We start from the raw sequence: 23,050 nt of genomic DNA on the forward strand, positions 1-23,050 counted from the left end.
ATCTTGCACACTTTTCTTGATCGGACGATCGCATAACCAGGCCGTGTAACCTTTCTGCACTTATCCAGCAAGCCCTAACTACATCTTCACCGTTGCATTTGGGGCATTGCATTTTTGAACTTTGAACAACTTTGCCTTTATTATGCCACTTCCTATTTTTAAATATCGTTATGAATATATGCAACGCCGCATATTTTTATGTTTGACACTGTGTCCCGAACTAAGAGACAATTAATACCATTTGAGATTTGAGATTTGAGGTTTGAGATGGGGAAGGATTGATGACGGAGTTTAGAGCTGACCGGCAGTTGCATTCTGTTTATAAACTTTTACAAGATGCGCAGCAGTTTCTTCTCAGCTTTGACCCCGCCCAAAAACGGATACCAGTTTCCGACAGGAGTCGCCAGCAGCCCAAAATTTTAGATCTTTGTTCAACCTCCCAGATTCATCTGTGGAGTAAATCTAAAATCTCAAATCTCAAATTTAAAATCGACTGACAGTACCGTCACCACTCTACCGGCGTACCGTTCATGTCAACTTCCCAACACAAGCGCTGCATTGTCAGATTGTCGGGATGGATGCGGCTCATGGCTGTAATGACCTATTTGGGTTGAAAAACCGGGTTTTTTCGCCAAAATCCTGGGTTGAGTGCGAGGGATTTCGGTGGAAAAATCAAGGTGATGAGCCTCAAGAGTCCGTCGGGGATTGTGTTGGGACGAACTTTTGATTGAATGCGGCCTCCAGCGTGCGCGGGCTTGCTTTGAAACCTAGCTAAAAAATTTTGATTTCTGGGGAACTATTGGCGAAAATCAAAAGTCTGGTCAACTACAGTGTACTGAAAAGTCGCAACTCAGTTCCAGCAGCCCGATTGCGGGCGATCGAACTTCCCGGCGATCGACAGTGCCAAGAAGGGCCCGGTGCGATTTCTCGATCTTGAGAGCATACTCCGATTAAAAATGGTTTATGTGTATTTCCCGGCTATTGTTTTAAAAATGACTAGCCGCATCGAAGCTCAGTATGGTACACTCACAAACGTTTAGTTGAAATATTTTGGTGTTAGAGGAGGGAGGGAGTGGTGGAGTCGAGAGTCCACAGCAGGAAACAACCGATATTTGCTGCTCAAGGAATACAGGATTCAACTTGCGATCCCGACCTCCTTACGGACAATTTAAATTACATGACAACTTATGGCAGCCGGGTCAATTAGGGTCTCAACCAATGTCCGGTTTCGTTGGCTAAAAGCTTCAAAAAAAATAGTTGTACTCATTTGAAAAATAGGGTGCTGCTCCACCCGAATTTACGCCTGTGGACAAGTAGGAGCCGACTCCCTTGGTAGAAGCAGGAAGCAGACCCTCTAGAAACTACTTCTAGTTGAATGGTGGAGCTTAAATAAGCTTAGCCAGGTTTTGTATAGCAGAGAAAAGTGTATTGTAGAAAAATGGTTCATCCTTTAGGAGGAGTGTAAATGACACAGGTAACTAATCCAACAACACCAGTATCTTCAAACCCGGGACCGGGCGGTGGCGCTAACATTATCGGCACCCAGGAGAGTAACAGGTTAAACGGCACCGCCCAAGGCGATATCATCCTGACTTTTGGGGCCAACGATGTGGTCGCTGGTGGCGGTGGCAACGATCTGATTATTACCGGCGGCGGCAATGACAGTGTCGGCGGCGGCGACGGCAACGATACCATCCTTTCAGGCAGCGGCGCCGATGTGGTAGCTGGTGGCACCGGCGATGACGTGATCTTTGCCGGAAAAGGTGATGACCTCGTAGACGGCGGTGATGGCAATGACCTGGTTTCTGGCGACAGAGGCAACGACACCGTACTCGGCGGCTCTGGGAGCGATACAGTCTATGGCGGCCAAGGCAACGATGTTGTCGCCGGCGGCGACGGCAACGACAGCCTGTTCGGCGGTAAAGACAACGATACTGTCGATGGTGGCTCTGGCAATGACTTTATCACTGGCGACAGAGGAAGTGATGTCCTGACGGGCGGTGCTGGCAGCGATACGTTCTACTTCTTCTCCAGCGGCGGCGATTATGGCGTAGATACGATCACTGACTTTACCCCAGGCGAAGATAAGATCCGCTTGAAGCAGGGCGGTGTGTTCTCTGGTTTGGGCAGCAGCTTCGATGCCACCGAGTTTGTAGTCGTTTCTGGTTTCAACGCAGCCAGCCCAGGAGCAGGCACGACGAACAAGTTGGTCTACGACCCAACAAGCGGTGCGTTGTACTTCAACGGCAGCAACGGAGTGCTAACTGTTGCTCAGTTGCAGACTGGTCTGACAATTACCTCGAACAGCTTCGAGTTGTTCTAAAACAAGTGGCAGTTGTGGGGCAGCACCAGATAAAATCTGGTGCTGTTCTCACACTACTGAAAGTCTTGGAAGCTTTCAACTTCATTCTGCCTGCGGCGGAGCGAAGTTGAAAGCTTTAATGTAGAGACAGGACTTAGGCACGCGGAATCAGAAAGTCGGTTTCTTGGTAAATACTTCGCCCGGAAACCTAAGATACAGCAGCAGATTCCAGGTTAGTTCAGTACACCTCAGAAACCCGGAGGGCAGGCGCTCTTGGCACCGCCCCGGAGCGAAACCAGTTTTTTGTAATTCATTTGCCAGCAAAAGTGTCGTATCTCGTAGAAACGGCGTTTATAAGGCTTGAGTCTCAGAAGCAAAAGAAAGTAGGAAGTAAAACTCGGGGATTGGTGTCAACTTTAACGTCAAACGTAAAAATTTTAACAATTAATTAGTGAAATTAATCGATCGCCCGATCGGGCAAAATATAAATACAAAGTTTTTAAATCAGAATTTCTAAGTTTTACTGAAGCGGTAAAGTAACCGCAACTGCTGGCGATCAATGAACACTCAAGAATATATCCGGCAAGCCCAAGTTTATTTGAACAGGGGGAAGTTAACTGAGGCGATCGAGTTTTGCAAAAGGGCGATCGAACTTCAACCGTTTTCGCCCTCGGCTTACACCACTTTAGGCGAAATTCTGGAAGCTCAAGGCGATCCGACGGCGGCAAGAGACGCTTTTGTGCGAGCTTTGGAGATTTCGCCGCAGTTTTTTCTGGCTCATGCTTATTTGGGTCAACTTTACAGCGAGTATTGGTGGCTGGATGAGGCGGTTTTTCACTACCGGCAAGCTCTGGATTTGAAACCAGACTGGCCGGAAGTTCATTATAACTTGGGAAATGTTTTTCACAATCAGGGTAATTTGTTAGAGGCGATCGACTGTTACCGAAAGGCGATCGCTCTTAACCCCAATTATCTACTTGCTTTCTACAATCTGGCTGTGGTTTTAGATGAAAATAATCAGCTCGAAGCGGCAATTGATACCTACCGACAGGTGATTGCTCTGAAGCCGGATTACGTGGAAGCTTACAGCAATTTGGGTGCGATTCTGCTGAAGGACGATCGCGCTGCTGAGGCGATCGAGGTTTACCAACGGGCGATCGAGATTAAGCCAGATTGGGCGACGCTGCACAATAATTTTGGTCAAGCGTTGCTGGACAAAAATCCCGATCGGGCGATCGCATCTTACCTCACAGCTATTGAGTTGCAGCCGGACATGGTTTTGGCTCACTACAATCTGGGGAAAGCGTGGCAAATACAGGGAGAACATTCGGCGGCGGTTGCTTGTTTCGATCGCGCGATCGAGCTGAATCCCGAACATATTTCGGGCTATACAGACGCCGGGTTTTCTTTGATGGTTTTGGGCAAAATTGCTGAGGCCATGCCTTATTTTAAGCGGGCGATAGGTCTGAAGCCCGATTTTGTTGAGGCTTACTGCCGCTTGGGAGACAGGCGCAGAGTTGCTGCTGTAGAAGATGATGAATTCTCAAGGGCGATCGCTGCGTGCGATCGATTTCTCACAGCATTGATGGGAAGTTCGGCAACGGATTGTATAACGGATGTTACGGATGTCACGGATGTCACGGATGTCACAGATTTAAGGGATTTAAAAGTAAAGAAAAAAGATGCTGCGGCTAGATATTTGTCAAGTGCAGATCGCGAATTGCCTGTTGCTGAAATCTGCGATAATTTAGCAGAAATTTACTTGCATTTGGGAAATGCTTTAACAGAGTACGGCGGACACGAATCGGCCACCGCTTATTATCAAAAAGCTTTGCAAATTCAGCCACACAATGCAGAGATTTACTGGCGGGTTGGAAATTCCTTAGCCCAGCAACAGCGGTTCAGTGCAGCAATTGCAGTTTACCGCATGGCGTTGACGATTCAACCTGCTTTACCGCAGGTTTATTTTGAGTTGGCAAAACTCCTGGAAAAACAGGGGCGCTGGGAACGGGCGATTGATTATTATCAAAAGGTTTTAGAGTTGCAATTGCACGGGTATGGGGAGCAGAAAGAGTGGACTAAAAAGAGTTTTATCTCCTCGCCCGAGCGCAATTTTCTAGAACCTCCTCACGCTATTTATTTATCGAGTTGGGATTGGCTGGTTAATTCTAAGTTGGATGCGGGAAATTATGTGGAAATAGTTTGGAAATCTGCACTAGAAGCCTGTGCCGAAAATATTCAGAATTCCCAATTTTCGCTAACAAATTCGCAATTGGCAAATGCCGATTGTACAGGTTTAACTTGCGGGCTGTGTTTGCAGAGGATTTCTAAGTGGTTCGATCCGGTGCATTTGGGTTGGGGAGTTTGCCGTTTGTCGAACTTGCAACCGCTACCTGTGGAGTCGCAAAAGACTTTTGTGGCACAGATTCCCAACGGGCGAGTTTGGATTGTTCCGCAGGAAAATTATTGGATGATTTGCAAGGCGATCGCTGTAATTACTCCTGATAATTATTTATTGGCTGATGTGTCGAGAGATTATCCGGGGTTTTTGCCGGGATGCGAAAAGCATGATGTTAGAAAACACAGCGTTTTTCAGTTAGAATCCTTTCCAAGTTTAAAGCAAATTGACGGTAGCGTGGCGGTGCTTTCTGGTTTGTCGGGAAATGTCTATTTTCACTGGATGGTTGATGTTTTGCCGAGGATAGAATTGCTGCGGCTCAGCGGTAGGAATTTGGCGGAAATTGATTGGTTTTTGGTGAATAGTTGTCAGCACCAATTTCAGCGGGAAAGTCTAAGAATTCTGGGCATTCCTGAAGAGAAAGTCTTGGAAAGCGATCGTTTGCCTCACATTCAAGCAACAGAGTTAATTGTGCCGTCTTTTGCGGGATATTTGGGCTGGCCTTCTGGGTGGGCGATGGATTTTTTGAGGCGCGAGTTTCTCAAGGGAATTATACCTAGTTCCAGCTATCCAAAACGCATTTATATCAGCCGCAGCAAAGCGAGATATCGGCGAGTTTTGAACGAGGAAGATGTGGTTGAGGTTTTGGAGCAATTTGGCTTTGTTTCTATTTTGCCGGAGTCGATGTCTTTGGCAGAGCAAATTGCTCATTTTTACCACGCTGAGGTGATAGTTGCTGCCCACGGCAGCGGTTTGACAAATACGATTTTTTGTCGCCAGGGAACTAAAGTAATTGAGTTGGTGTCGCCTCACTATATCAGTCATTATTACTGGGGAAGCAGTCAATATTTGCAGTTGGAACATTACTTTTTAGCGGGCGAGGCTTTTGAATGCTATCCTATTAGACAGTTGATGTATCAGAATTCGCTGACTGAGGATATTTTGGTGAACTTGAGTTCGCTGAAAAGGATGGTTGAAGTGGTGCGTTTGGGTTAGTTGGCGTCTGGAGTAAGTTTAATTATGCCCTCGATTGAGAAGATGGAAAAAGCAGCGGTTGATTTAAGTCGGCAAGCAGAAGTTTATTTAGCCGAAGGAAAGTTGAATGAGGCAGTTGCTGCTTGCGAGTCAGCGTTGAATATTGAACCGAATTTGGCGACAGCTTGCCAGACGCTGGGAAAGGTGATGCAGGTTCGAGGTGAAATCGAGCAAGCTAAGCAGTGGTATGAAAGGGCGATCGATCGCAATCCAAATTTGCCGGAAGTTTACGCTAATCTAGGCAGTTTGTATTCTCAGGATAAACAGTGGGAAAAGGCGATCGCCAATTGTGAAAAAGCAATTTCGCTAGCGCCGAATTTTGCTGCTGTTTATCGGCACTTGGCGAGAATTTGGACGCAGTTGGAGAAGCCAGAAGAGGCGGCAGACTGTTGGTATCAAGCTTTTAATATCGAGCCGAATTGGGCAACTGCTGACGAGCACGTCACTCTGGGAAATAGTTTAGTTGAATTGGGAAAGTTCGATCGCGCTATTGAATGTTATTCGCGGGCAATTAAGTTAAACCCGAAGCTGGCAACAGCTTATCACAATTTGGGGGAAATGCTGGTCCGGGAGAAACGGTCGGATGAGGCGATCGCCAATTACCGACAAGCCATTGCGATCAATCCAAATTCTTTTGAATCTTACCACTGTTTGGGTAAAACTTGGGCGGAGCGAGGTGAATTAGATCGGGCGATCGCCTGTTACAACAAAAGCCTTGAAATCAATCCCAACTACGCTCGTGCTTACCTTGGTTTGGGCAATGTTTTGATGCAAAAGCGCGAGTTAGATGCAGCAATTAAATGTTACCGTCAAACTCTTGAAATTAATGATAATTCCTACTGGGCATACAATTGTTTAGGGGACGCTTTGGCTCACAAAAAACTGTGGTCTGAAGCTATTAGTTGCTACCGCAAAGCTATTGAAATAAATTCAAATATTCCTTGGTTTTATTGCAATTTGGGAATTGCCTTAACCTGTGAAAAATCCTGGGATGAAGCTGTTAGCGCTTACCTGCACGCGGTTCAGCTTGAGCCGAATTTGACGGGAATTAATCAGCGGTTGGGATATGTTTTGCGGAAGCGAAGCGAATCGGGCTTAGACAGCACAATCGAAACTTATTGTCAAGCTATTGAGGTACTTGCCAGCGGGAAAAATTACCACAATTTGCTGGGAATTGAGTTAGATGGAGCGGAGTTTTATATAAATTTAGGGAATAGTTTAGCGAAACAGAAGCAGTTGGAAGGTGCGATCGTATTTTATAGCATGGCACTGCAAATTGAACCGAATGCTGCGGAAGTTGTCGCCCAACTCAATGATGTTCGGGCGAAACAACAGGAGTTATACGCACAAATTGCCACTTACCGCCACCAAATTGAAATCGATCCGAGCAATTCTAAGCCTTACAACGATTTAGGAAATATTTTACCGCAATTAGGGGAATTAGAAGAAGCAATTATTTGCCACCAAAAAGCGGCCGAATTGAGGGGTTGGGCTGAGTGTGCGGCGAAAGATTATCAATTTACCCAAGATTGGTTTACACACAATATTCCTATTTGGCAACGGCATTTGCAGGAATTTACTGGAATTGCGGAATTTCAAGTAGTGGAAATCGGCAGTTTTCAGGGAATGTCGGCTTGCTGGCTGCTGGATAATATTTTAACTCATCAGACGGCAAAGATTACTTGTATTGATTTGTTCTTTCAACAACATTTTAAGGGCAATATTGTTAAAACTGGAGCCGCCGATCGGGTAATTGAATTAGAAGGTTACTCTCAAGATTTGTTAGTGAATTTGACTTCGGAATATTACGATGTTGCTTACGTTGACGGCTGTCACAAACCCACCAGTGCTCTGCAAGATGCGATTTTATCTTGGAGGTTGGTGAAAGTTGGGGGGCTGATGATTTTTGATGATTACGAGTTTACGTTTCCCGACAGCCCGGAGCAAGATACTAAAATTGGGATAGATGTTTTTTTGGAGATGTTTGGAAGTCAGTTAGAAGTAGTACACAAAGGCTATCAACTGATTGTCAAAAAAATCGGCAATCAAAGTTTGGGCGAAGAGCAAACTCTGTTGTCTCTGGGTTGGGAAAAGTTGGGGGATATTGCGGCAAATGCGGGTTATTTGGATGAGGCGAGCGCCCGCTATCAAACAGCTATTAAAATTAAGTCTGGCAACTACTTAACTCACCACAAGTTGGGTAAAACTCTGCAAGAGAAAGAACTGTTTGAGGAAGCTCGGGCAGCTTACCAAAAGGCGATCGCACTAAACCCTAATTTTAGTTGGGCTTACTACTTTTTGGGGGAAACTTTGCAGGCGATTGAGGAACAGGGCGAAGCCGCTGCTGCTTACCGCAAAGCTATTGAGTTAAATCCCGATTTTTGTTGGACTTACAACAATTTAGGCGATGTGCTGATGGAGCTTTCTGAGTGGGAGGAAGCTGCTGTTGCTTACCGCAAGTTAGTTGAACTAAATCCCGATTTTTGTTGGTCTTACGATAGATTAGGTAAGGCTTTGGTTGCACTGGAAAATTGGGATGACGCGGCGGCGGCTTGCCGCAAAGCTATTGAATTAAATCCAGATGATTGTTGGCTGTACAATAGTTTGGGAGAAGTTCTGGAATCACAAGAAAATTGGCCAGAAGCAGCAGTGGCTTTTGGTCGTGCTATTGAGCTAGAACCTGAGCATAGTTGGCTGTACAAAAAGTTGGGCGATGCACTGCGGAATCAAGGGGAATTGGAAAGGGCGATCGCAATTTATGAGCAAGGCATCAATCTCGATCCAAAATCCTGTTGGTGTTACGAAGGATTGGGTTTGACTTTAATTGCCAAACAGCAGTGGGAACCTGCGATCGCTAATTTAGTTCAAGCATTGCAAATTCAACCCGATTTGTTTGAAGCTTACGATAATATAGGTTATGCTCTGGAACAACAAGGAGAAGTCGATGAGAGCGATCGCGGAGAATACAGCAATCAAATATTACCCTTAAGTGTTCTCAAAAAATACTGTGGGTTTACAGAAGATTTGACCGTTACAGCAGAATCCAATCCTAACCTCACCTGCATTGACATCCATCCTGCGAGTCACATCAATTTATCGTATTCCAAAACAATCGACAGCAACAGCAGATTTTGGGAACATCAAAGTCATTCAAGAAAAGCTTTTGTTGCCGTATTGCCAAAGGGACGAGCTTGGGCAGATGTTGTGACTACCGCTGTTATTACTTCAGAAAATAAACTTGTTACTGATATTTCAATGGGTTGTGCTGAATTAGTAATCACTTCCGACAAATTGCCTCCCGCTGAACACGTCGATGGAAATGTGGCTTTTTTATCTGCTCGCTGGGGTGGAGCCGCTTATTTTCATTGGATGTTTGATGTGATTACGCGATTTGACCTTTTACAGCGGAGCGGATTGATAGAAACTATAGATAAGTTTATTGTCAATGCCAGGGATTCTTCCTATCAAGCAGAAACTTTAGAGACTTTAGGAATTCCTCAAGATAAACTTTTAGAAAGTCGCTGCAGTTTACACGTTACAACCGATAAATTAATAGTTCCGTCAATATCTTATAACGGATCGGGGGCAGTTTCTAAATGGAAGTGTGAATATCTCAGAAAGACATTTTTAAATGAGCAACAGCCACTAAACACAGACTATTCAGAGCGAATTTATATCAGTCGCCAACAAGCATCCTATCGACGAATTGTCAACGATGAAGAGGTAATTAAATACTTAGAAAAATTGGGGTTCCGCATTGTCAAGCTGGAAACGATGTCGATAGCGGAACAAGCATCGTGTTTGGCTGCTGCTAAAGTAGTTGTCGCACCTCACGGAGGGGGATTGACTAATCTAGTTTTTTGCAGTCCAGGAACTAAAGTAATTGAGATTTTTTCTCCGCTTTACGTTCCGTATTGTTATTGGATGATTAGCAATTTATGCGGTTTGGAACATTACTATTTAATTGGTGATTTGGTTGATGAGGGAACTCCGACCAAACCTTTACATAAAGATATGCAGTTGGATTTGAGCTCGCTGGAAAAATTAATGAGTCTTGCAGGAGTTTTGCATGGATAATGACTACCATAATTTGGGGAATTCTCTGCAAGAAAGCGGTCGGTTTGATGATGCTGTTGCTGCGTACAAAAAAGCTATTGAATTAAATCCTAATTTTTCTTGGTCTTATCACAGTTTGGGCGATGTTTTGCTGAAACTTGAAAAATGGGAGGAAGCTGTCGCGGCTTACAAAAAAGCTGTTGAGTTAAATCCCGATTTTTCGTGGTCTTATCACAATCTGGGCGATGCTTTGCTGAAACTTCGGCGATGGGAAGAAGCTGCTGCTGCTTACCGCTGCGAGATTGCATTCAACTCGGATTTTGCTTGGTCTTTTTGCAATTTAGGCGACGCTTTAACTAAACTAAAACAGTGGGATGAAGCTATCGCCACCTATTTAAAAGCTGTTGAAATTGACGAAAATTTGCCAGGAATTTACGACAAGTTGGGATATGCTGTCGGACAAACAGAGTCTGATTTGAAGTTGGTGTTAGAACAATTTAAATTGCAAATTACACCGGAAAATCGGGAATTTTATTGGCAGCTAGGAAAGAATTTAGCACAGTACGATCGCCCAAAAAGCGCAATTATTATTTACAAATTGCTATTGACAACTATGCCGAGTTGTGCAGCACAGTCAGTAGAATTAGAAGAGTTGTTGCAGCAGCAAGAAAAGTGCGTTAGCGAAGCCCTCGAAGAGGATCGCGCATTAGCCTCATCTCGCGCAACTGTCGCCCAAAAACCCGATGATTGCTGGTCTTATTACAATTTAGGTGCCGTTTTGAGCCACCAAAAATATTGGGAGGAAGCGGCGGAGGCATTTTGCCAAGCAATAAAAATAAATCCAGATCTTCCTTGGTGGTTTTATTACAATTTGTGGGAAGTTTTTGTTAGGCAAAACAAGCTAGATGAAGTTGAGAACTTGTGCCGCGAAGTTGTTGCAGCTAAACCGGAGGCTTTTTGGCCTTATCTGAATTTGGGGGAAGCTTTAACGAGGCAAGGTAAAATTGCCGAGGCGATTGATTTTTATCGAACAGTCAGTTACAAACAAAGTTTTGCATCTCTTATCAGTAAGAGAACAGGCAAGATGCCTGTTCCACAAGAAGAGACAGGCAAGATGCCTGTTCCACAAAATTGGAACTTAAAACCAGTCAAAGTTCCTAACTTTATAATTATTGGTTCTCAGCGGTGTGGCACAACTTCTCTGTATACTTATTTAGCCCAACACCCGCAAATTTTGACTCCCATTAAAAAGGAGATGGATTTTTTCTCGTGGCACTTTGACAGGGGGATTGATTGGTATTTGGCTCATTTTCCGCCAATGCCAGCCGGGGAGCAATTTTTGACGGGCGAAGCAAGTCCAAGCTATTTTGACTCTCGGGAAGCACCGGAACGTCTTTACAGCCTGTTTCCACAGGCGAAACTGATTGTACTTTTGCGAAATCCGGTCGATCGGGCGATTTCTCAATTTTACCGATTGACTGGCTTAAACTGGGAAGCGCGATCGCTCGATCGAGTAATTAGCGATGAAATTGAACGGTTGAGTCAAAATCCAGAATACATCATCGGCGAGGAACCAGGGAATTATTTAGCTCGCGGTAGGTACATAGAATTTATCAAAAAATGGCGGGCTTTCTTTCCCCGAGAACAGTTGTTAATTTTGAAAAGCGAAGATTTTTATGCAGGTGCGGCGACAACACTCAAGCAAGTTTTAGAATTCTTAGATTTGCCGGAATATCAATTGTCTGAATACCAAAATGCTAATCCCGGTTCTTATCAGCGGGTAAATGAATCGATTCGCGACAGGTTGAGCGATTATTTCCGACCTTACAATCAGGAATTAGAGGAATATTTGGGGAGGCAGTTTGATTGGGAATAAAGTTGAGCTAAGATTAGAACAACTTCTAAGGAGGTAATACCGATGCTGACGAGCGAGCTAGATACGCTACTTAAGGAACAAGCACTCCAACGCCAAGATCCTGAAGATCGCTACATTACCGATAGCGCCAACTGGGAACAATACGAGACACTGCTGAATCGGATTGGAGATACAGCGGGATATCGAGTTACTTATTTAGATGGAGTTTTGGAAATTATGTCGCCTTCTCGCCGCCATGAAAGTCGCAAAACTGGCATTGGAAATCTGCTAGAAATTTACTTTGTAGAATCAGAAATCGAATATTTTCCTTTTGGGTCTACAACCCTGCGACAAGAGGAAAAAAGTGGCGGTACGGAACCTGATGAAGCTTACTGTATTGGCACAGATAAAGAAATTCCCGATTTGGTAATTGAAGTGATTGTTACCAGTGGCAGCATCAATAAACTAGAACTGTATAGAAGGTTGAATGTACGAGAGGTTTGGTTCTGGCGAAATGACCAATTTTCTATCTACCATTTGCGAGAACAAATTCCGGTTGAATTCGTGTCCAACTGCGGTTATGAATTAATCACACAAAGCGAATTGCTACCGGGAATTGATATCGATATGTTGAGAGAATGTGTAAAAAATCCTCACCCGTTAGCAGCAGCCAAGGAATGGAGACAGAATTGCCGACCTACTTAAACAGCAAGTTTTAAATCTGCTAGCTGTCGCAAAGACAATGAACTGAGCTCGCGCGCGCCCAAGTCCGAGGAAAAGACCCGCCTCCTCTTGACAAGTCGTACTCGTTATGAGTACGCTAAAGTAAGCAATTGAACCTAAGTACCTAAGAATTTAAAATCATGCTGACGAACCAAGAAGGTCAAAGAGTACCCAAAGTCACCTTTCGCACTCGCAAAGACAACGAGTGGGTCGATGTCACCACCGATGATATATTTGCAGGTAAAACCGTAGTCGTCTTCTCGCTGCCTGGGGCTTTTACGCCCACTTGTTCGTCAACGCACCTCCCCGGTTACAACGAATGTGCCAAAGTTTTCAAAGAAAATGGCGTAGATGAAATAGTTTGTATTTCCGTCAACGACACCTTTGTGATGAACGAGTGGGCAAAAGACCAAGAATCAGACAATGTGACGTTAATTCCCGACGGTAACGGCGAATTTACCGAAGGCATGGGAATGCTGGTAGACAAAACAGACTTAGGCTTTGGCAAGCGGTCTTGGCGTTATTCGATGCTGGTAAAAGATGGCTTGGTTGAAAAAATGTTTATTGAGCCTGATGAACCGGGAGACCCTTTCAAAGTGTCCGATGCCGAGACGATGCTCAACTACATCAACTCCGCAGCAGCGAAGCCGAAGGTCGTTTCGCTGTTTACAAAAATGGGCTGTCCCTTCTGCGCTAAGGCTAAGGCACTGCTGAGTAAAAATGGCTTCGATTATGAAGAAATCGTCTTGGGCCGGGAGATCACAACTCGATCGCTCCGGGCTATGACTGGGGCTACAACTGTGCCGCAAGTATTTATCGACGGCAAGTTGATCGGTGGTTCCGAAGACCTAGAGTCTTATTTGGCTGTTGCTTAGTTAAACACAAATACTTAACCTGCGGGTGCGAAGTGCACGCCTTACTGGTTGTAGGGCGTGCAGTGTGCGTCTTTGCCCTATTAGGCGGTATTTAGCCCCGTCGAGCTTTCGCTTCAAAAGTTCGATCGCTCTATCGATCCCTTCTCGTGCAACAATTACTGGGGAAGTAATACTAAAAACGCAAAAAATGGGAGTGAACGATCGTGGATTTGAGTTTAGTAGCGTCAAATATCTTAAATCCCCCAATATTAGCTTTTTTCATGGGAATGCTGGCAATTTTTCTCAAATCTGATTTAGAAATTCCAGCGCCCATCCCCAAACTGTTTTCGCTGTATCTGCTGTTTGCGATCGGATTTAAAGGCGGCGTCGAACTGTCCAAAAGCGGAATTGACCAGCAAATCGCCCTGACAATTTTTGCAGCGATGCTGATGTCAATCTTAGTACCAATTTATACTTTTTTTATACTGAGGATCAAACTCGACTCCTACAATGCCGCGGCGATCGCAGCCACCTACGGTTCCATCAGCGCCGTCACATTTATCACCGCAACCTCCTTCCTCACAGCACAGGGGATCGAGTTTGACGGTTACATGGTAGCCGCGCTAGCATTAATGGAATCCCCGGCAATTATAGTCGGTCTCATTCTAGTCAGTGTATTTGGCGGGGAAGAAGGAAAACGCGAAATAGTTTGGCCAGAAGTGTTGCAAGAAGCATTCCTAAACAGTTCAGTTTTTCTGCTGATTGGCAGCCTAATTATGGGCATACTAACAGGAGAACACGGTTGGCAAGTTATGAGTCCGTTTACTCAAGACTTATTTTACGGAGTTTTGACTTTTTTCTTGCTAGACATGGGCCTGGTTGCGGCCAGCAGAATTAAAGATTTGCAAGAAGCAGGAATTTTTCTGATCGGCTTTGCAATCCTAATTCCCATACTCAACGCAGTAATTGCTTTGCTAATAGCCAAATTAATCGGACTGCCGCAGGGAGACACTTTGCTGTTTGCTGTATTGTGCGCGAGTGCTTCTTATATAGCAGTACCAGCAGCCATGCGCCTAACAGTTCCCGAAGCGAATCCAAGTCTTTACATTTCAACGGCCTTAGCAGTGACCTTTCCTTTTAATATCATTGTAGGCATTCCCCTGTATCTATACGGAATCAATATGTTTTGGAGGTGAGATAATGGAGCCAGTCAAAAGGATAGAAATCATAGCGCACTCGGTGGAACTCGGCAAGATTTTAGACGGTTTAGACAAAGCTGGCGTACCCGGTTATTCGGTGATTCGTGATGTGGCGGGAAAAAGCACCAGGGATCACGTTTCCCGCAATTCATCAATGACGGCGCTGGATAACGTTTATGTGGTTGCTTTTTGTTCTCCGGCTCAAATATCAGCAGTTGCAGAAAACATTAGACCCGTGCTCAATAAATTTGGTGGGTCGTGTTTTATTTCAGATGCGGTGGAATTGCTAATTACTAGGTGCGTCGGCTAGTTATTAGTCATTAGTCATTAGTGATTGGTGATTATACCAATTTGGAAAACTAGAGCGACATATAGATTGTACGCCATAGGTGTAGGGACACGGCATTGCTGTGTCCTTGTGCGTATCTGTGACTTTAATCCTAGGCTTCGGGGCCCGAAACCCGCCACTGGTGAGAATACCAATCTATTTTGGTTTTTTTATAAGTTTTTTGTTATTACTTTAGCATGATTTAAAAAAGGCTATTTTGAAAATAATTTCTGTCTATTGTAGCACTTTTACAAGTTTACAATCATCAGCCATTAACCATTAGCCAGCGGTAATTTCAGGGTTAATTACCCTTCGCCGCCCCCGAATTCAGAATTCTTAAGAGATAGAAAAGAATCAGTTAAAAAAATCCGTTAGCGTGGTAAATTCTAAGCCACAACAGGCGATCGCCCGATCGACTAGCGAGATTTTCAAGAGGAGTTTAAACATGGCTGCATTAAAAGTTGGCATCAACGGATTTGGTCGCATAGGACGGCTAGTCATGCGTGCCGGCATCAAAAACCCCAACATCGAATTTGTCGGCATTAACGACTTAGTTTCGCCAGAAAACCTGGCTTATCTTTTCAAATACGACTCCACCCACGGCATTTACGACGGCGAAGTTGAAAGCAAACCCGACGGGATTGTCGTTGACGGACTATTTATCCCCTGCACAGCGATTAGAAATCCTGCCGAATTGCCTTGGGGTAAATCCGGCGCAGATTATGTTGTAGAATCTACCGGATTGTTTACAGATTTTGAAGGCGCATCAAAACACTTGACTGCGGGAGCAAAACGAGTAATACTTTCAGCACCGACAAAAGATCCTGAAAAAGTACCAACATATCTAGTAGGCGTCAACCACCACAAATTTGACCAGGCAAAAGATACTGTTGTTTCCAATGCTAGCTGTACAACGAATTGTTTAGCACCAATTGCCAAAGTGATCGACGATAACTTCGGCTTGGAAGAAGGTTTAATGACTACAGTTCACGCCATGACATCTACTCAACCAACTGTAGACGGCCCCAGCCAAAAAGATTGGCGGGGAGGACGCGGTGCGGCTCAAAATATTATTCCATCTTCCACTGGTGCAGCAAAAGCTGTTACTTTGGTGTTGCCGAAATTGAAAGGAAAATTGACGGGAATGGCTTTGCGCGTGCCAACTCCCGACGTGTCTGTAGTTGACCTTACTTTTAAAACGGGGAAGGAAACTAGCTACAAAGAAATTTGTGAAGCCATGAAAAAAGCCTCGGAGGGCGAACTCAAAGGCATTCTCGGATATACTGAAGATGCGGTGGTTTCTACAGATTTTAAGGGCGACGAGCGATCGAGCATTTTCGATGCAGGTGCGGGAATTGAACTTAATTCTAAGTTTTTCAAAGTCGTTTCTTGGTACGACAACGAGTGGGGTTATTCTTGCCGCGTGATTGACTTGATGCTGTCGATGGCCCAGAAGGACGGAATTTTGAATAATTGATTTTTTGTGGGGTGGCATTTTAGGCGGGCTCGCGTGCCCACCCCACAAACAAATTCCTATGATTTTTTGTGGAACGGGCCCGAAAGCCTGTTCCTGAGAATATTACCTAATGTGAGTTAAACTTTTTGTGTTTCCGATTCGATCGCGCTCATGTCTGAATTACCACCGCTGAATAACGAAACTATTTGGGCTATCCTCAACGAAGAAATCGACGATGCTGCCGTCAATCAGCTAGTTTGGCAGTATCTGGGCTACCGCTGCGATGCGGAGACTGGTAAGTGGAACAGTGCTGATGTTGCTAACGAGTGGCGCCAAGAATACCCGGAACCGCCGGATTTTATCGATTCTAGGCCGGCGACCGTGAAATTGACTCGATCGACCCCTCCAGAAAACAAGCAGTTGCTGAAGGAAAAATTGGGGTTTAAGGGCTATAAAATTGGGGAATTCGGGCCGAGACAGACTCGCAGGGCGACGATGGCTAATTGGTTGATGGGTTTTATGGAAGCTGGGGCTTAGGAGGTATTTGGGATTGCTGTGCGGTTGTTGCCCGCGTTACAGTACAAAGATATTAGATTTTTTGGCAGGAAAACCCCTAAATCCCTATTAAGGATTGAAACCTTTATTAAACTCTTCCTTTCTTTCTCTGTCTCCTTTGCGTCCTCTGCGGTTAATTAACAAAAATTAAGCCTTTTGAAAGTCAAAAAAGACTACAAATCGCCAACTCCAACACCCTCACCGCCAACCCTGACATCGGGCTGTTCCGTAAAGTATCCTAGAGTCGGCACAAAACCACTGTGAGGAAACCTTTATGAAAACAACCACCATATCTCGCTTAACCAGCATTTCCCTCGCTACCCTAATGCTAGGCGGCGTTTCAGTCAACGCGACCGCCACGCCAGCCACCACCCAACCCGCAACCCAAATCGCCCAAGCTACTGCCAAAAAACGCCTAGTCGTCATGGACTTCGACTACGGCACCACCAACAGCTATTACACTTCCTACAGGGGAGTCGGGGCCGCTAAAGGCATCAGCGAACTGCTAATCAACGAACTTGTCAACAATGGCACTTATACAGTAGTCGATCGTAGCAAACTCGAACAAGTGCTCAAACAGCAAAATCGCAGCGGTGCGATGGATGCCGGCACAGCAGCAGAAATTGGCAAGGAGTTAGGAGTTGACGCCGTACTCATCGGCACCATTACCAAGTTTAATATCGACAAACAATCCGGCGGCGGCAGTTTCATGGGAATCGGCGGCGGGTCGCAAAAAACCAAAGCTACCGTTCAAATAGACGTGCGGTTAATTGGTACAGCTTCAGGAGATATTCTTGCTACCGCCAAAGCAGTAGGAGAATCCGATCAAAGCGATTCTAATATTTCTGTCAGAGGTATCAGCAGCAATTCTGGCAGCAGCAATGAAGACTCACTTTTGAGCGCGGCCGTTGACAAAGCCGTATCTCAGATGGTGACTAAACTTGCAGAAGTATCTAAGAAATTAGGTTAGAAATTTTGAAACCTTTTTAGATTTGAGATTGGGAATTTAATAATTTCCAATCTCAAATCTAAAATTATCAGTTCGCCATCGCACGCTACCCAAAGAAACCCGGTTGAGCGTTGTCGAGATCGAGCGTATATGACCAAATTTTGTGAATCAACCGGGTTTTTGCGTCTAGGACTGATTATGTCAGCTACTTGACCAGCGATGGTACCAGTTAATCTTAGTTTTGTTTAGAAATCTGCATTTTTCTTTCTACTAAATTAGAGCAAAGTCGCTCAACATACTCAAGCATTAACAGTTTAATTAGCATTGGGATTTGAGTCAGAATTAACAACGCATTTCCCCTGTTGATTCGGGTTTGGAGTCGGGTTAGAGACTACTTTAGAAAGGGCAGCTTGTTCTTGAATCCATCCGATTTCTCCCGCTGGCAGCTTGGCGATTCCTACTTCAACGGTTGGCTTAACGGTCGGGGAAGGCGAGGGAGTTGCCACAGCGGGAGATCGATTCACTGCGGGTTTTGAAACTGTAGAAAAATCTTTATTTGAGTTGGGTTTGGGAGAGTTCGACCGCACTATTTCAGGAATCGAACAAACTTTCAATTCCAACCAATTGCCTTGAGGCGTAAGTTGTTTGTTTGTCACTTGCAAAACGCTGCCGGCAGGGACTGTTCCCTTGACAGTCAACTCACCCATTGCGACGCGCAAATCCAAGCGATCGCCCTCTTTTCCCAATTCCCCACCTGCAGAACTTTTAATCTCTATAAACGAGCCTGTTTCTAAAGATTTCACCGGAGGAGGTACAGATTCAACTGTTTTCTGCGGCGTGCTTCCATTATTAATTAAACCGCCTTTCCCGAAAATCGACTCCCCGGCAGTATCGATCGCCCGACCCACCGGAGGAATGAAAAAATAAGCAAATACACCCCCCAACCCTAATAAAAATACAATTTTCAGGAGCAGAGAAAATGAACTTTTGCTTTTTTCCGGCTGTAACAACTGCGTTTTCGCTTGAGAATTACCATCGCTAAGAATTGTGGGATCATTCAAATCCGTTGGCAAATCCTCGCTGTCGATAATTGGTTCCGCAGGCGTATCTAAAGGTGCGACAGACAATTCTGTCAAAGTATTGCCTTCGTCCCTCAAATGTGCCTGACAGTGAATTAAAGCTACAGTGACGTTATCGTGACCGTTTCTAGTATTAGCAATCTCAATCAGTCGATCGCGCGCCTTGGCCACATTAATGCTACCGTCGAGAATTGGCAAAATCTCCGTTTCCCAACATTCCTCAACCCGGTCTTTATCGCTCAAACCGTCGGAACACAGCAGCAAAACGCAGTCCTCATCAACCGGAAAACGCTGCACAGTTGGGTGCAGAGTGTTGGACGAACTAATGCCCAAAGCTTGAATCAGAGCGCCTGCGGCCACTTGTTCCAAAGCATCCCGGTAGAGGGAGTAGCCCAAACGCACCTCCCGACAAGCTACATCGTCGTCGAGAGTAACTTGATAGCAGCCAGTGCGGGTAATCCAGTAAGCCCGACTGTCTCCGACGTGGGCGACGTAGAGTTCGTGAATGTGGGCTAAAGCCATAACTAGCGTAGTTCCCATCCGCTGGCGGCCTTGGCGGTGTTCGCTGTCGTTGCGACCGGCTATCTTGTCGTTAGCAGCACAAGCGGCCCGTTGCAGCTTGGAAGTCAGGCTCAGCGGGTCCCAATTAGCCTGATGCAGGGGCATTTGCTCCAACTTTTCCCGCAGCACAGCAATGGCTTCTTCCGAAGCGATTTCGCCGCCGTCTTGTCCGCCGATACCGTCGCAGACGATCGCGCAAGCGGACGATCCCGGTTTTCCGGAGAACACCGTACCGCTGGGCGGATAGCAAGCATCTTCGTTGTGAGCCCGTGCTCTGCCGACATCGGTGCCCGTGGCTATCTCAACGTGACGATCGTAAAATCGCCCGCACTTTGCCAGAGCTTTATCCAACTGGCCCATCAGTTGTTCGCCGTTGCGCACTTGACCGGCAACCATTTGCTGGCAAAGTTGCCTCAAAAAATTGGCGATCGCCGGGTGAGCATCTTCGAGCCACTGCTGCCACAATTTGCCCAACTGCGACAAATTAGGCGGTTTGCGATCGGGCTGCAATTCCAGAAACCGCACCAATTGTCCTTCCACCCGCAGCAGTTCCGGAGTCAGCAGCGTGGAAGCCACGCCCTGAGCGATACACGGCTGCCACAACTGGGCAATTTGCCACAGCCAATTGAGCTGGCGCATCGCTGCGGCTCCTTTCCAGGAGTCGGCCAGTTCCGGCATTAAAGATTCCGTCACCTTCAAAATAGGCGCGTTTTCCAATAGCCAGATATCTCCCGAGAGCTTGCTCCTCTGGGACGATACCAGCCCGTATACTTGAGGTACGTGCAACTGATAGGTAAATAGTCTCAGATAAGGAGTGACAACACTCGGAATCTCTTCGGGCTGTTCCGGCAACTGTTCGGGTTGAGTATCGACAAGAAGTCGATCGCGCTTGACCAAGTAGCGACCAGCGATCAGATCGCCTGGCTTACACCCTTTGATCCCTTCACCTAAAGCCCATAAGTAGTGTTTTGCCACAGAGTTTTGCATAAGGGTTCCTGACGCCTTTGGGCAAGCGTGCTGATCTGAACTATTTTAGCGATTGAACCTCGACGGTTGATACGTGGCGATTATTCGACACCCCCGCTTTCTCAACAGACGGGGATTCTTAAGACTTCGCAGTCCTAATATCCTGATTTTTCAGGTTCCTAGGCTTACCACGTTTGCACTCTTGTGCGCGTAGTTATATCTCCTGAGAATGTTTTAGGCGTGACTTTCCCCCAGTCCAGGGGTAGGTTTTAATGTCTTGTACTGACACGAATAGTCTACCATTTTGTTGACCCCCCGATGAATCTTGCTTTGAGCTTTCAGGGTTAGACGCTGGCGCGACGCCGAAGTCCTCGGCTTGAAAGCACGCTGTGTTCAGCATATTCTTGATAGTAGCGATTTCCGAAGAAATCGCGGTTCTCAAACGAATTGAAATTTTAGACTAACTATAATGGTATGATGCAGCTAGGTGAAAATCACCTGAGCCAACAGGTATAAATAAATATCAATTCTCGGTTTTCTCGCCCAGGGTGTTCCGTGCCTCGTACCAGACTTTAGCAAGTAAAGTTAAATTTAACCTTACCCAAAGTAAGGATACAAGCCCACAGATAAATCTGTGGAGTCCATCTAAAGTCTAAAATCTAACATCTCACATCTACTGACGGATGCAAGCCCCCGACAGGAGTCGTGGAGAGCAAAAAAAATTAGATATTAGTTCAAGCCCGCAGATTCATCTGTGGAGTCAATCTAAAATCTAAAATCTAAAATCGACTGACCGGCCTCTGCAAGCTGTTGAGTATTTAACCATGCCCCTACATGAGTCCAGTGCCTTTCGCAAGAATTTGTCCGATCCGAAGCTGCTGCCTGCAGTTGAAATAGACGAAATACTGACTAGCATTCAACATTCTCACAGTTTTTATTACAAAGTGATGAATCTTGAGGTTTGGGCGCTGGTGGAAACCTTGGATGGGCTGTTTCCCGGCGCTTGGGGTCATTTTATGACCAACCGCCAAGTTGCAGTTAAACAATTTTTGGAGCGCGATCGCCATCCTACTAATTTTGCGGTTGATGCTGGGGATGCGGGGGAGAAGAAAGAAGGAAAAAGGCCCTTTGACTCGGCTGAGGGTAAAAAGAAGGAAGAAGCCAGGAGTCAGGAGTCAGGAGTCAGAAAGAAGCAGGAAGAAGAATAAAAGCAGATTTTCCCAATTCTCCCCATCTGGGCCTTTCCTTTGTATCGAAGTCTAGATCCGCCTCAATCCCCCTTAAGGCCGGACACGAAAGAGAACCGTCTTGTCCCCCCCCTACAGCCCCTGATCAAGGGCAGTAGAGGGGATGGAAACTCAGCTACAAGCGACATTTATGATGGCTTTCTATCTTAAGTTGACACAAATGCCGATCGCCCGATCGCCCTTACAGGTGAACTTTGGAATCAACTTGAGGCAATCCCATGCTGTAGTTAACAGCGCGGCCGTTGAGGTTGTAGCTGATTTGGCCTTTTTGTAGGAGCGATCGTACCAAGTGCTCCAATTCCGAACCGATGCGGCGGAGGTTGTACTCGGTCAAATCTTCGCCCTCGTAAGCATCTACGAGTTGGTCGAATTTGGCATATACCTGTTTGATTGACTCGTCATTCCAGTTAAGTTCGTTATCTGGGTCAATGTCGAGGGTCAAAAGGTCGTTGCTGGGTACGAGTTCGTTATCTTCGAGGATGGCGGTGTATATGCGAATATGGCGGGTTGTTGACTTGAGCTGCATGAGTTCTTATGTGTAAAGATTTTTTGCTGAATTAATTGTAATGGCTGGGAGATGCGCGGGGAGGGCGGGCGATCGTCAATTTCTCGGAATCCCGAAATATTTTAGTTGTTCGGCAGTCCAATTTTTGTAATATTCAGTTTTCTCTAAAGAATCCGAAGCTGGCTTCAGCTTAGAATTTACTTGAACGGTGAAGCCCGGATACGGCATCCTCCTAGTATGAAGCCCGTCAATATTAAAATCTTCTTCGGGATGAGTGTGAAAAGCCAGCAAGCCCAACTCTGAAATCCGATCATTCAGTTTGTCTATCAATTCTTTAGTTTGTGGCGCAGTAATTGCTGTTTTTTCAGGATTAATTACTACCATGATTTCAAATTCCGAATTGTAAAATTCATAAATTGATTTCATTATGGCAGAATCGCGATCGAACTCAGTCAGCGCTGAAAACCGCTCGATTTTGAATAAAATTTGATGAGCCAAGCGTGCCTTTTTAGTGAAGGGACAAATCGGTAAATTGCTGAAAACAGGATGCGGTAACTCGACAAACTCCGTCATCCATCTGAGGGTATATTCTATGATTTCTGTGTCGGATTCATTCATCGAAAATCTGTATATTTGATATTTCATACTAATCATACTCTATTTTTTTGGTGGGCCAGGCCAGCCATTGGTTGTCAACTTAAACCGAAAGGCCGGCAGGGAATTAATTCCCTGCCGGACTTCGGGGAAGAGCCTGGAAAATTGGCACCAATACATTGCTCACCTTGCTCTTTAATATTGGCGATGGAGTTTATTCGTGAATTGTCCCATCTGGCATAATTGCGCCTGCGAGTTTTGCATTGTCCAGATTTGCTCCAACCAGTTTAGCTTCCTTCAGGTTAGTTTTCTCTAAGGAATGAAAATTTAATAACATCAGCGATGTATAATAAATAAATGAGTGAATATGAATAGGTTTATGTTTCGG

At 45.4% G+C, this 23,050-nt stretch carries 17 protein-coding genes; 13 read left to right on the forward strand and 4 right to left on the reverse strand.

Going from position 1 to position 23,050, the window contains the following annotated elements:
* Positions 1 to 799 precede the first annotated feature (799 nt).
* The 12 genes from QUA20_RS28880 (at position 800) to QUA20_RS28935 (ending at position 17,731) form a co-directional block, all read left to right on the forward strand.
* The gene (locus QUA20_RS28880; protein WP_333193519.1) at positions 800 to 937 is read left to right on the forward strand and encodes a hypothetical protein; all 138 of its coding nucleotides are present in this window, start codon (positions 800 to 802) and stop codon (positions 935 to 937) included.
* Between the two features lie 528 nt (positions 938 to 1,465).
* Positions 1,466 to 2,323 carry a calcium-binding protein gene (locus QUA20_RS28885; RefSeq protein ID WP_333193522.1) on the forward strand — a complete coding sequence of 286 codons (858 nt, stop codon included), beginning with the start codon at positions 1,466 to 1,468 and terminating at the stop codon, positions 2,321 to 2,323.
* A 538-nt stretch (positions 2,324 to 2,861) separates the two neighbouring features.
* Complete coding sequence (locus QUA20_RS28890) at positions 2,862 to 5,696, forward strand: tetratricopeptide repeat protein (RefSeq protein WP_333193523.1); 2,835 nt, start codon at positions 2,862 to 2,864, stop codon at positions 5,694 to 5,696.
* 24 nt (positions 5,697 to 5,720) lie between these two features.
* Entirely contained in the window at positions 5,721 to 9,812 is a 4,092-nt protein-coding gene (locus QUA20_RS28895) for a tetratricopeptide repeat protein (RefSeq protein ID WP_333193524.1), read from the forward strand.
* Entirely contained in the window at positions 9,805 to 11,667 is a 1,863-nt protein-coding gene (locus QUA20_RS28900) for a tetratricopeptide repeat protein (protein ID WP_333193525.1), read from the forward strand. Before QUA20_RS28895 ends, QUA20_RS28900 begins: the two co-directional genes overlap by 8 nt.
* 42 nt (positions 11,668 to 11,709) lie before the next feature.
* The gene (locus QUA20_RS28905) at positions 11,710 to 12,351 is read left to right on the forward strand and encodes a Uma2 family endonuclease (protein ID WP_333193527.1); all 642 of its coding nucleotides are present in this window, start codon (positions 11,710 to 11,712) and stop codon (positions 12,349 to 12,351) included.
* Between the two features lie 158 nt (positions 12,352 to 12,509).
* Positions 12,510 to 13,244: a glutathione peroxidase gene (locus QUA20_RS28910; protein ID WP_333193530.1), complete on the forward strand. Its 735-nt coding sequence runs from the start codon at positions 12,510 to 12,512 to the stop codon at positions 13,242 to 13,244.
* Positions 13,245 to 13,447: 203 nt separating this feature from the next.
* Entirely contained in the window at positions 13,448 to 14,419 is a 972-nt protein-coding gene (locus tag QUA20_RS28915; RefSeq protein WP_333193532.1) for a sodium-dependent bicarbonate transport family permease, read from the forward strand.
* A gap of 4 nt (positions 14,420 to 14,423) precedes the next feature.
* A complete protein-coding gene (locus QUA20_RS28920) occupies positions 14,424 to 14,732 on the forward strand; it encodes a P-II family nitrogen regulator (RefSeq protein WP_172186349.1) in 309 nt (102 codons plus the stop codon).
* A gap of 463 nt (positions 14,733 to 15,195) precedes the next feature.
* A complete protein-coding gene (gap, locus tag QUA20_RS28925) occupies positions 15,196 to 16,227 on the forward strand; it encodes a type I glyceraldehyde-3-phosphate dehydrogenase (protein WP_333193547.1) in 1,032 nt (343 codons plus the stop codon).
* Between the two features lie 150 nt (positions 16,228 to 16,377).
* Entirely contained in the window at positions 16,378 to 16,743 is a 366-nt protein-coding gene (locus tag QUA20_RS28930; protein WP_333193536.1) for a DUF1823 family protein, read from the forward strand.
* Positions 16,744 to 17,035: 292 nt separating this feature from the next.
* The gene (locus QUA20_RS28935) at positions 17,036 to 17,731 is read left to right on the forward strand and encodes an LPS assembly lipoprotein LptE (protein WP_333193539.1); all 696 of its coding nucleotides are present in this window, start codon (positions 17,036 to 17,038) and stop codon (positions 17,729 to 17,731) included.
* Between the two features lie 293 nt (positions 17,732 to 18,024).
* Here the strand turns inward: QUA20_RS28935 and QUA20_RS28940 are convergent, their stop codons facing one another.
* Complete coding sequence (locus tag QUA20_RS28940) at positions 18,025 to 20,337, reverse strand: protein phosphatase 2C domain-containing protein (protein WP_333193542.1); 2,313 nt, start codon at positions 20,335 to 20,337, stop codon at positions 18,025 to 18,027.
* An 803-nt stretch (positions 20,338 to 21,140) separates the two neighbouring features.
* Between QUA20_RS28940 and QUA20_RS28945 the strand changes: the two genes are divergently transcribed.
* Complete coding sequence (locus tag QUA20_RS28945) at positions 21,141 to 21,524, forward strand: hypothetical protein (RefSeq protein WP_333193544.1); 384 nt, start codon at positions 21,141 to 21,143, stop codon at positions 21,522 to 21,524.
* Between the two features lie 220 nt (positions 21,525 to 21,744).
* Here QUA20_RS28945 and QUA20_RS28950 read toward each other — a convergent pair whose 3' ends face one another.
* The 3 genes from QUA20_RS28950 to QUA20_RS28960 form a co-directional block, all read right to left on the reverse strand.
* Complete coding sequence (locus QUA20_RS28950; RefSeq protein WP_172186354.1) at positions 21,745 to 22,089, reverse strand: NAD(P)H-quinone oxidoreductase subunit M; 345 nt, start codon at positions 22,087 to 22,089, stop codon at positions 21,745 to 21,747.
* Positions 22,090 to 22,164: 75 nt separating this feature from the next.
* Positions 22,165 to 22,686, reverse strand: a complete 522-nt coding sequence (locus QUA20_RS28955; RefSeq protein ID WP_333193546.1) for a hypothetical protein — start codon at positions 22,684 to 22,686, stop codon at positions 22,165 to 22,167.
* Positions 22,687 to 22,876: 190 nt separating this feature from the next.
* Positions 22,877 to 22,999 (reverse strand): pentapeptide repeat-containing protein, encoded by a 123-nt coding sequence (locus QUA20_RS28960; RefSeq protein WP_333193550.1) that lies wholly within the window; start codon positions 22,997 to 22,999, stop codon positions 22,877 to 22,879.
* Positions 23,000 to 23,050: the final 51 nt, after the last annotated feature.

This window comes from Microcoleus sp. Pol7_A1 (genome assembly GCF_036701085.1).
Lineage (GTDB): Bacteria > Cyanobacteriota > Cyanobacteriia > Cyanobacteriales > Microcoleaceae > Microcoleus > Microcoleus asticus.

Bases quoted from the DNA above. Each gene is read 5' to 3' on its own strand.
- QUA20_RS28920 (WP_172186349.1), top strand. From the start codon at position 14,424: ATGGAGCCAGTCAAAAGGATAGAAATCATAGCGCACTCGGTGGAACTC.
- QUA20_RS28890 (WP_333193523.1), top strand. From the start codon at position 2,862: ATGAACACTCAAGAATATATCCGGCAAGCCCAAGTTTATTTGAACAGG.
- QUA20_RS28930 (WP_333193536.1), top strand. From the start codon at position 16,378: ATGTCTGAATTACCACCGCTGAATAACGAAACTATTTGGGCTATCCTC.
- QUA20_RS28910 (WP_333193530.1), top strand. From the start codon at position 12,510: ATGCTGACGAACCAAGAAGGTCAAAGAGTACCCAAAGTCACCTTTCGC.
- QUA20_RS28945 (WP_333193544.1), top strand. From the start codon at position 21,141: ATGCCCCTACATGAGTCCAGTGCCTTTCGCAAGAATTTGTCCGATCCG.
- QUA20_RS28900 (WP_333193525.1), top strand. From the start codon at position 9,805: ATGGATAATGACTACCATAATTTGGGGAATTCTCTGCAAGAAAGCGGT.
- QUA20_RS28885 (WP_333193522.1), top strand. From the start codon at position 1,466: ATGACACAGGTAACTAATCCAACAACACCAGTATCTTCAAACCCGGGA.
- QUA20_RS28940 (WP_333193542.1), bottom strand. From the start codon at position 20,337: ATGCAAAACTCTGTGGCAAAACACTACTTATGGGCTTTAGGTGAAGGG.
- QUA20_RS28905 (WP_333193527.1), top strand. From the start codon at position 11,710: ATGCTGACGAGCGAGCTAGATACGCTACTTAAGGAACAAGCACTCCAA.
- QUA20_RS28950 (WP_172186354.1), bottom strand. From the start codon at position 22,089: ATGCAGCTCAAGTCAACAACCCGCCATATTCGCATATACACCGCCATC.
- QUA20_RS28895 (WP_333193524.1), top strand. From the start codon at position 5,721: ATGCCCTCGATTGAGAAGATGGAAAAAGCAGCGGTTGATTTAAGTCGG.
- QUA20_RS28955 (WP_333193546.1), bottom strand. From the start codon at position 22,686: ATGAATGAATCCGACACAGAAATCATAGAATATACCCTCAGATGGATG.
- QUA20_RS28960 (WP_333193550.1), bottom strand. From the start codon at position 22,999: ATGTTATTAAATTTTCATTCCTTAGAGAAAACTAACCTGAAGGAAGCT.
- QUA20_RS28935 (WP_333193539.1), top strand. From the start codon at position 17,036: ATGAAAACAACCACCATATCTCGCTTAACCAGCATTTCCCTCGCTACC.
- gap (WP_333193547.1), top strand. From the start codon at position 15,196: ATGGCTGCATTAAAAGTTGGCATCAACGGATTTGGTCGCATAGGACGG.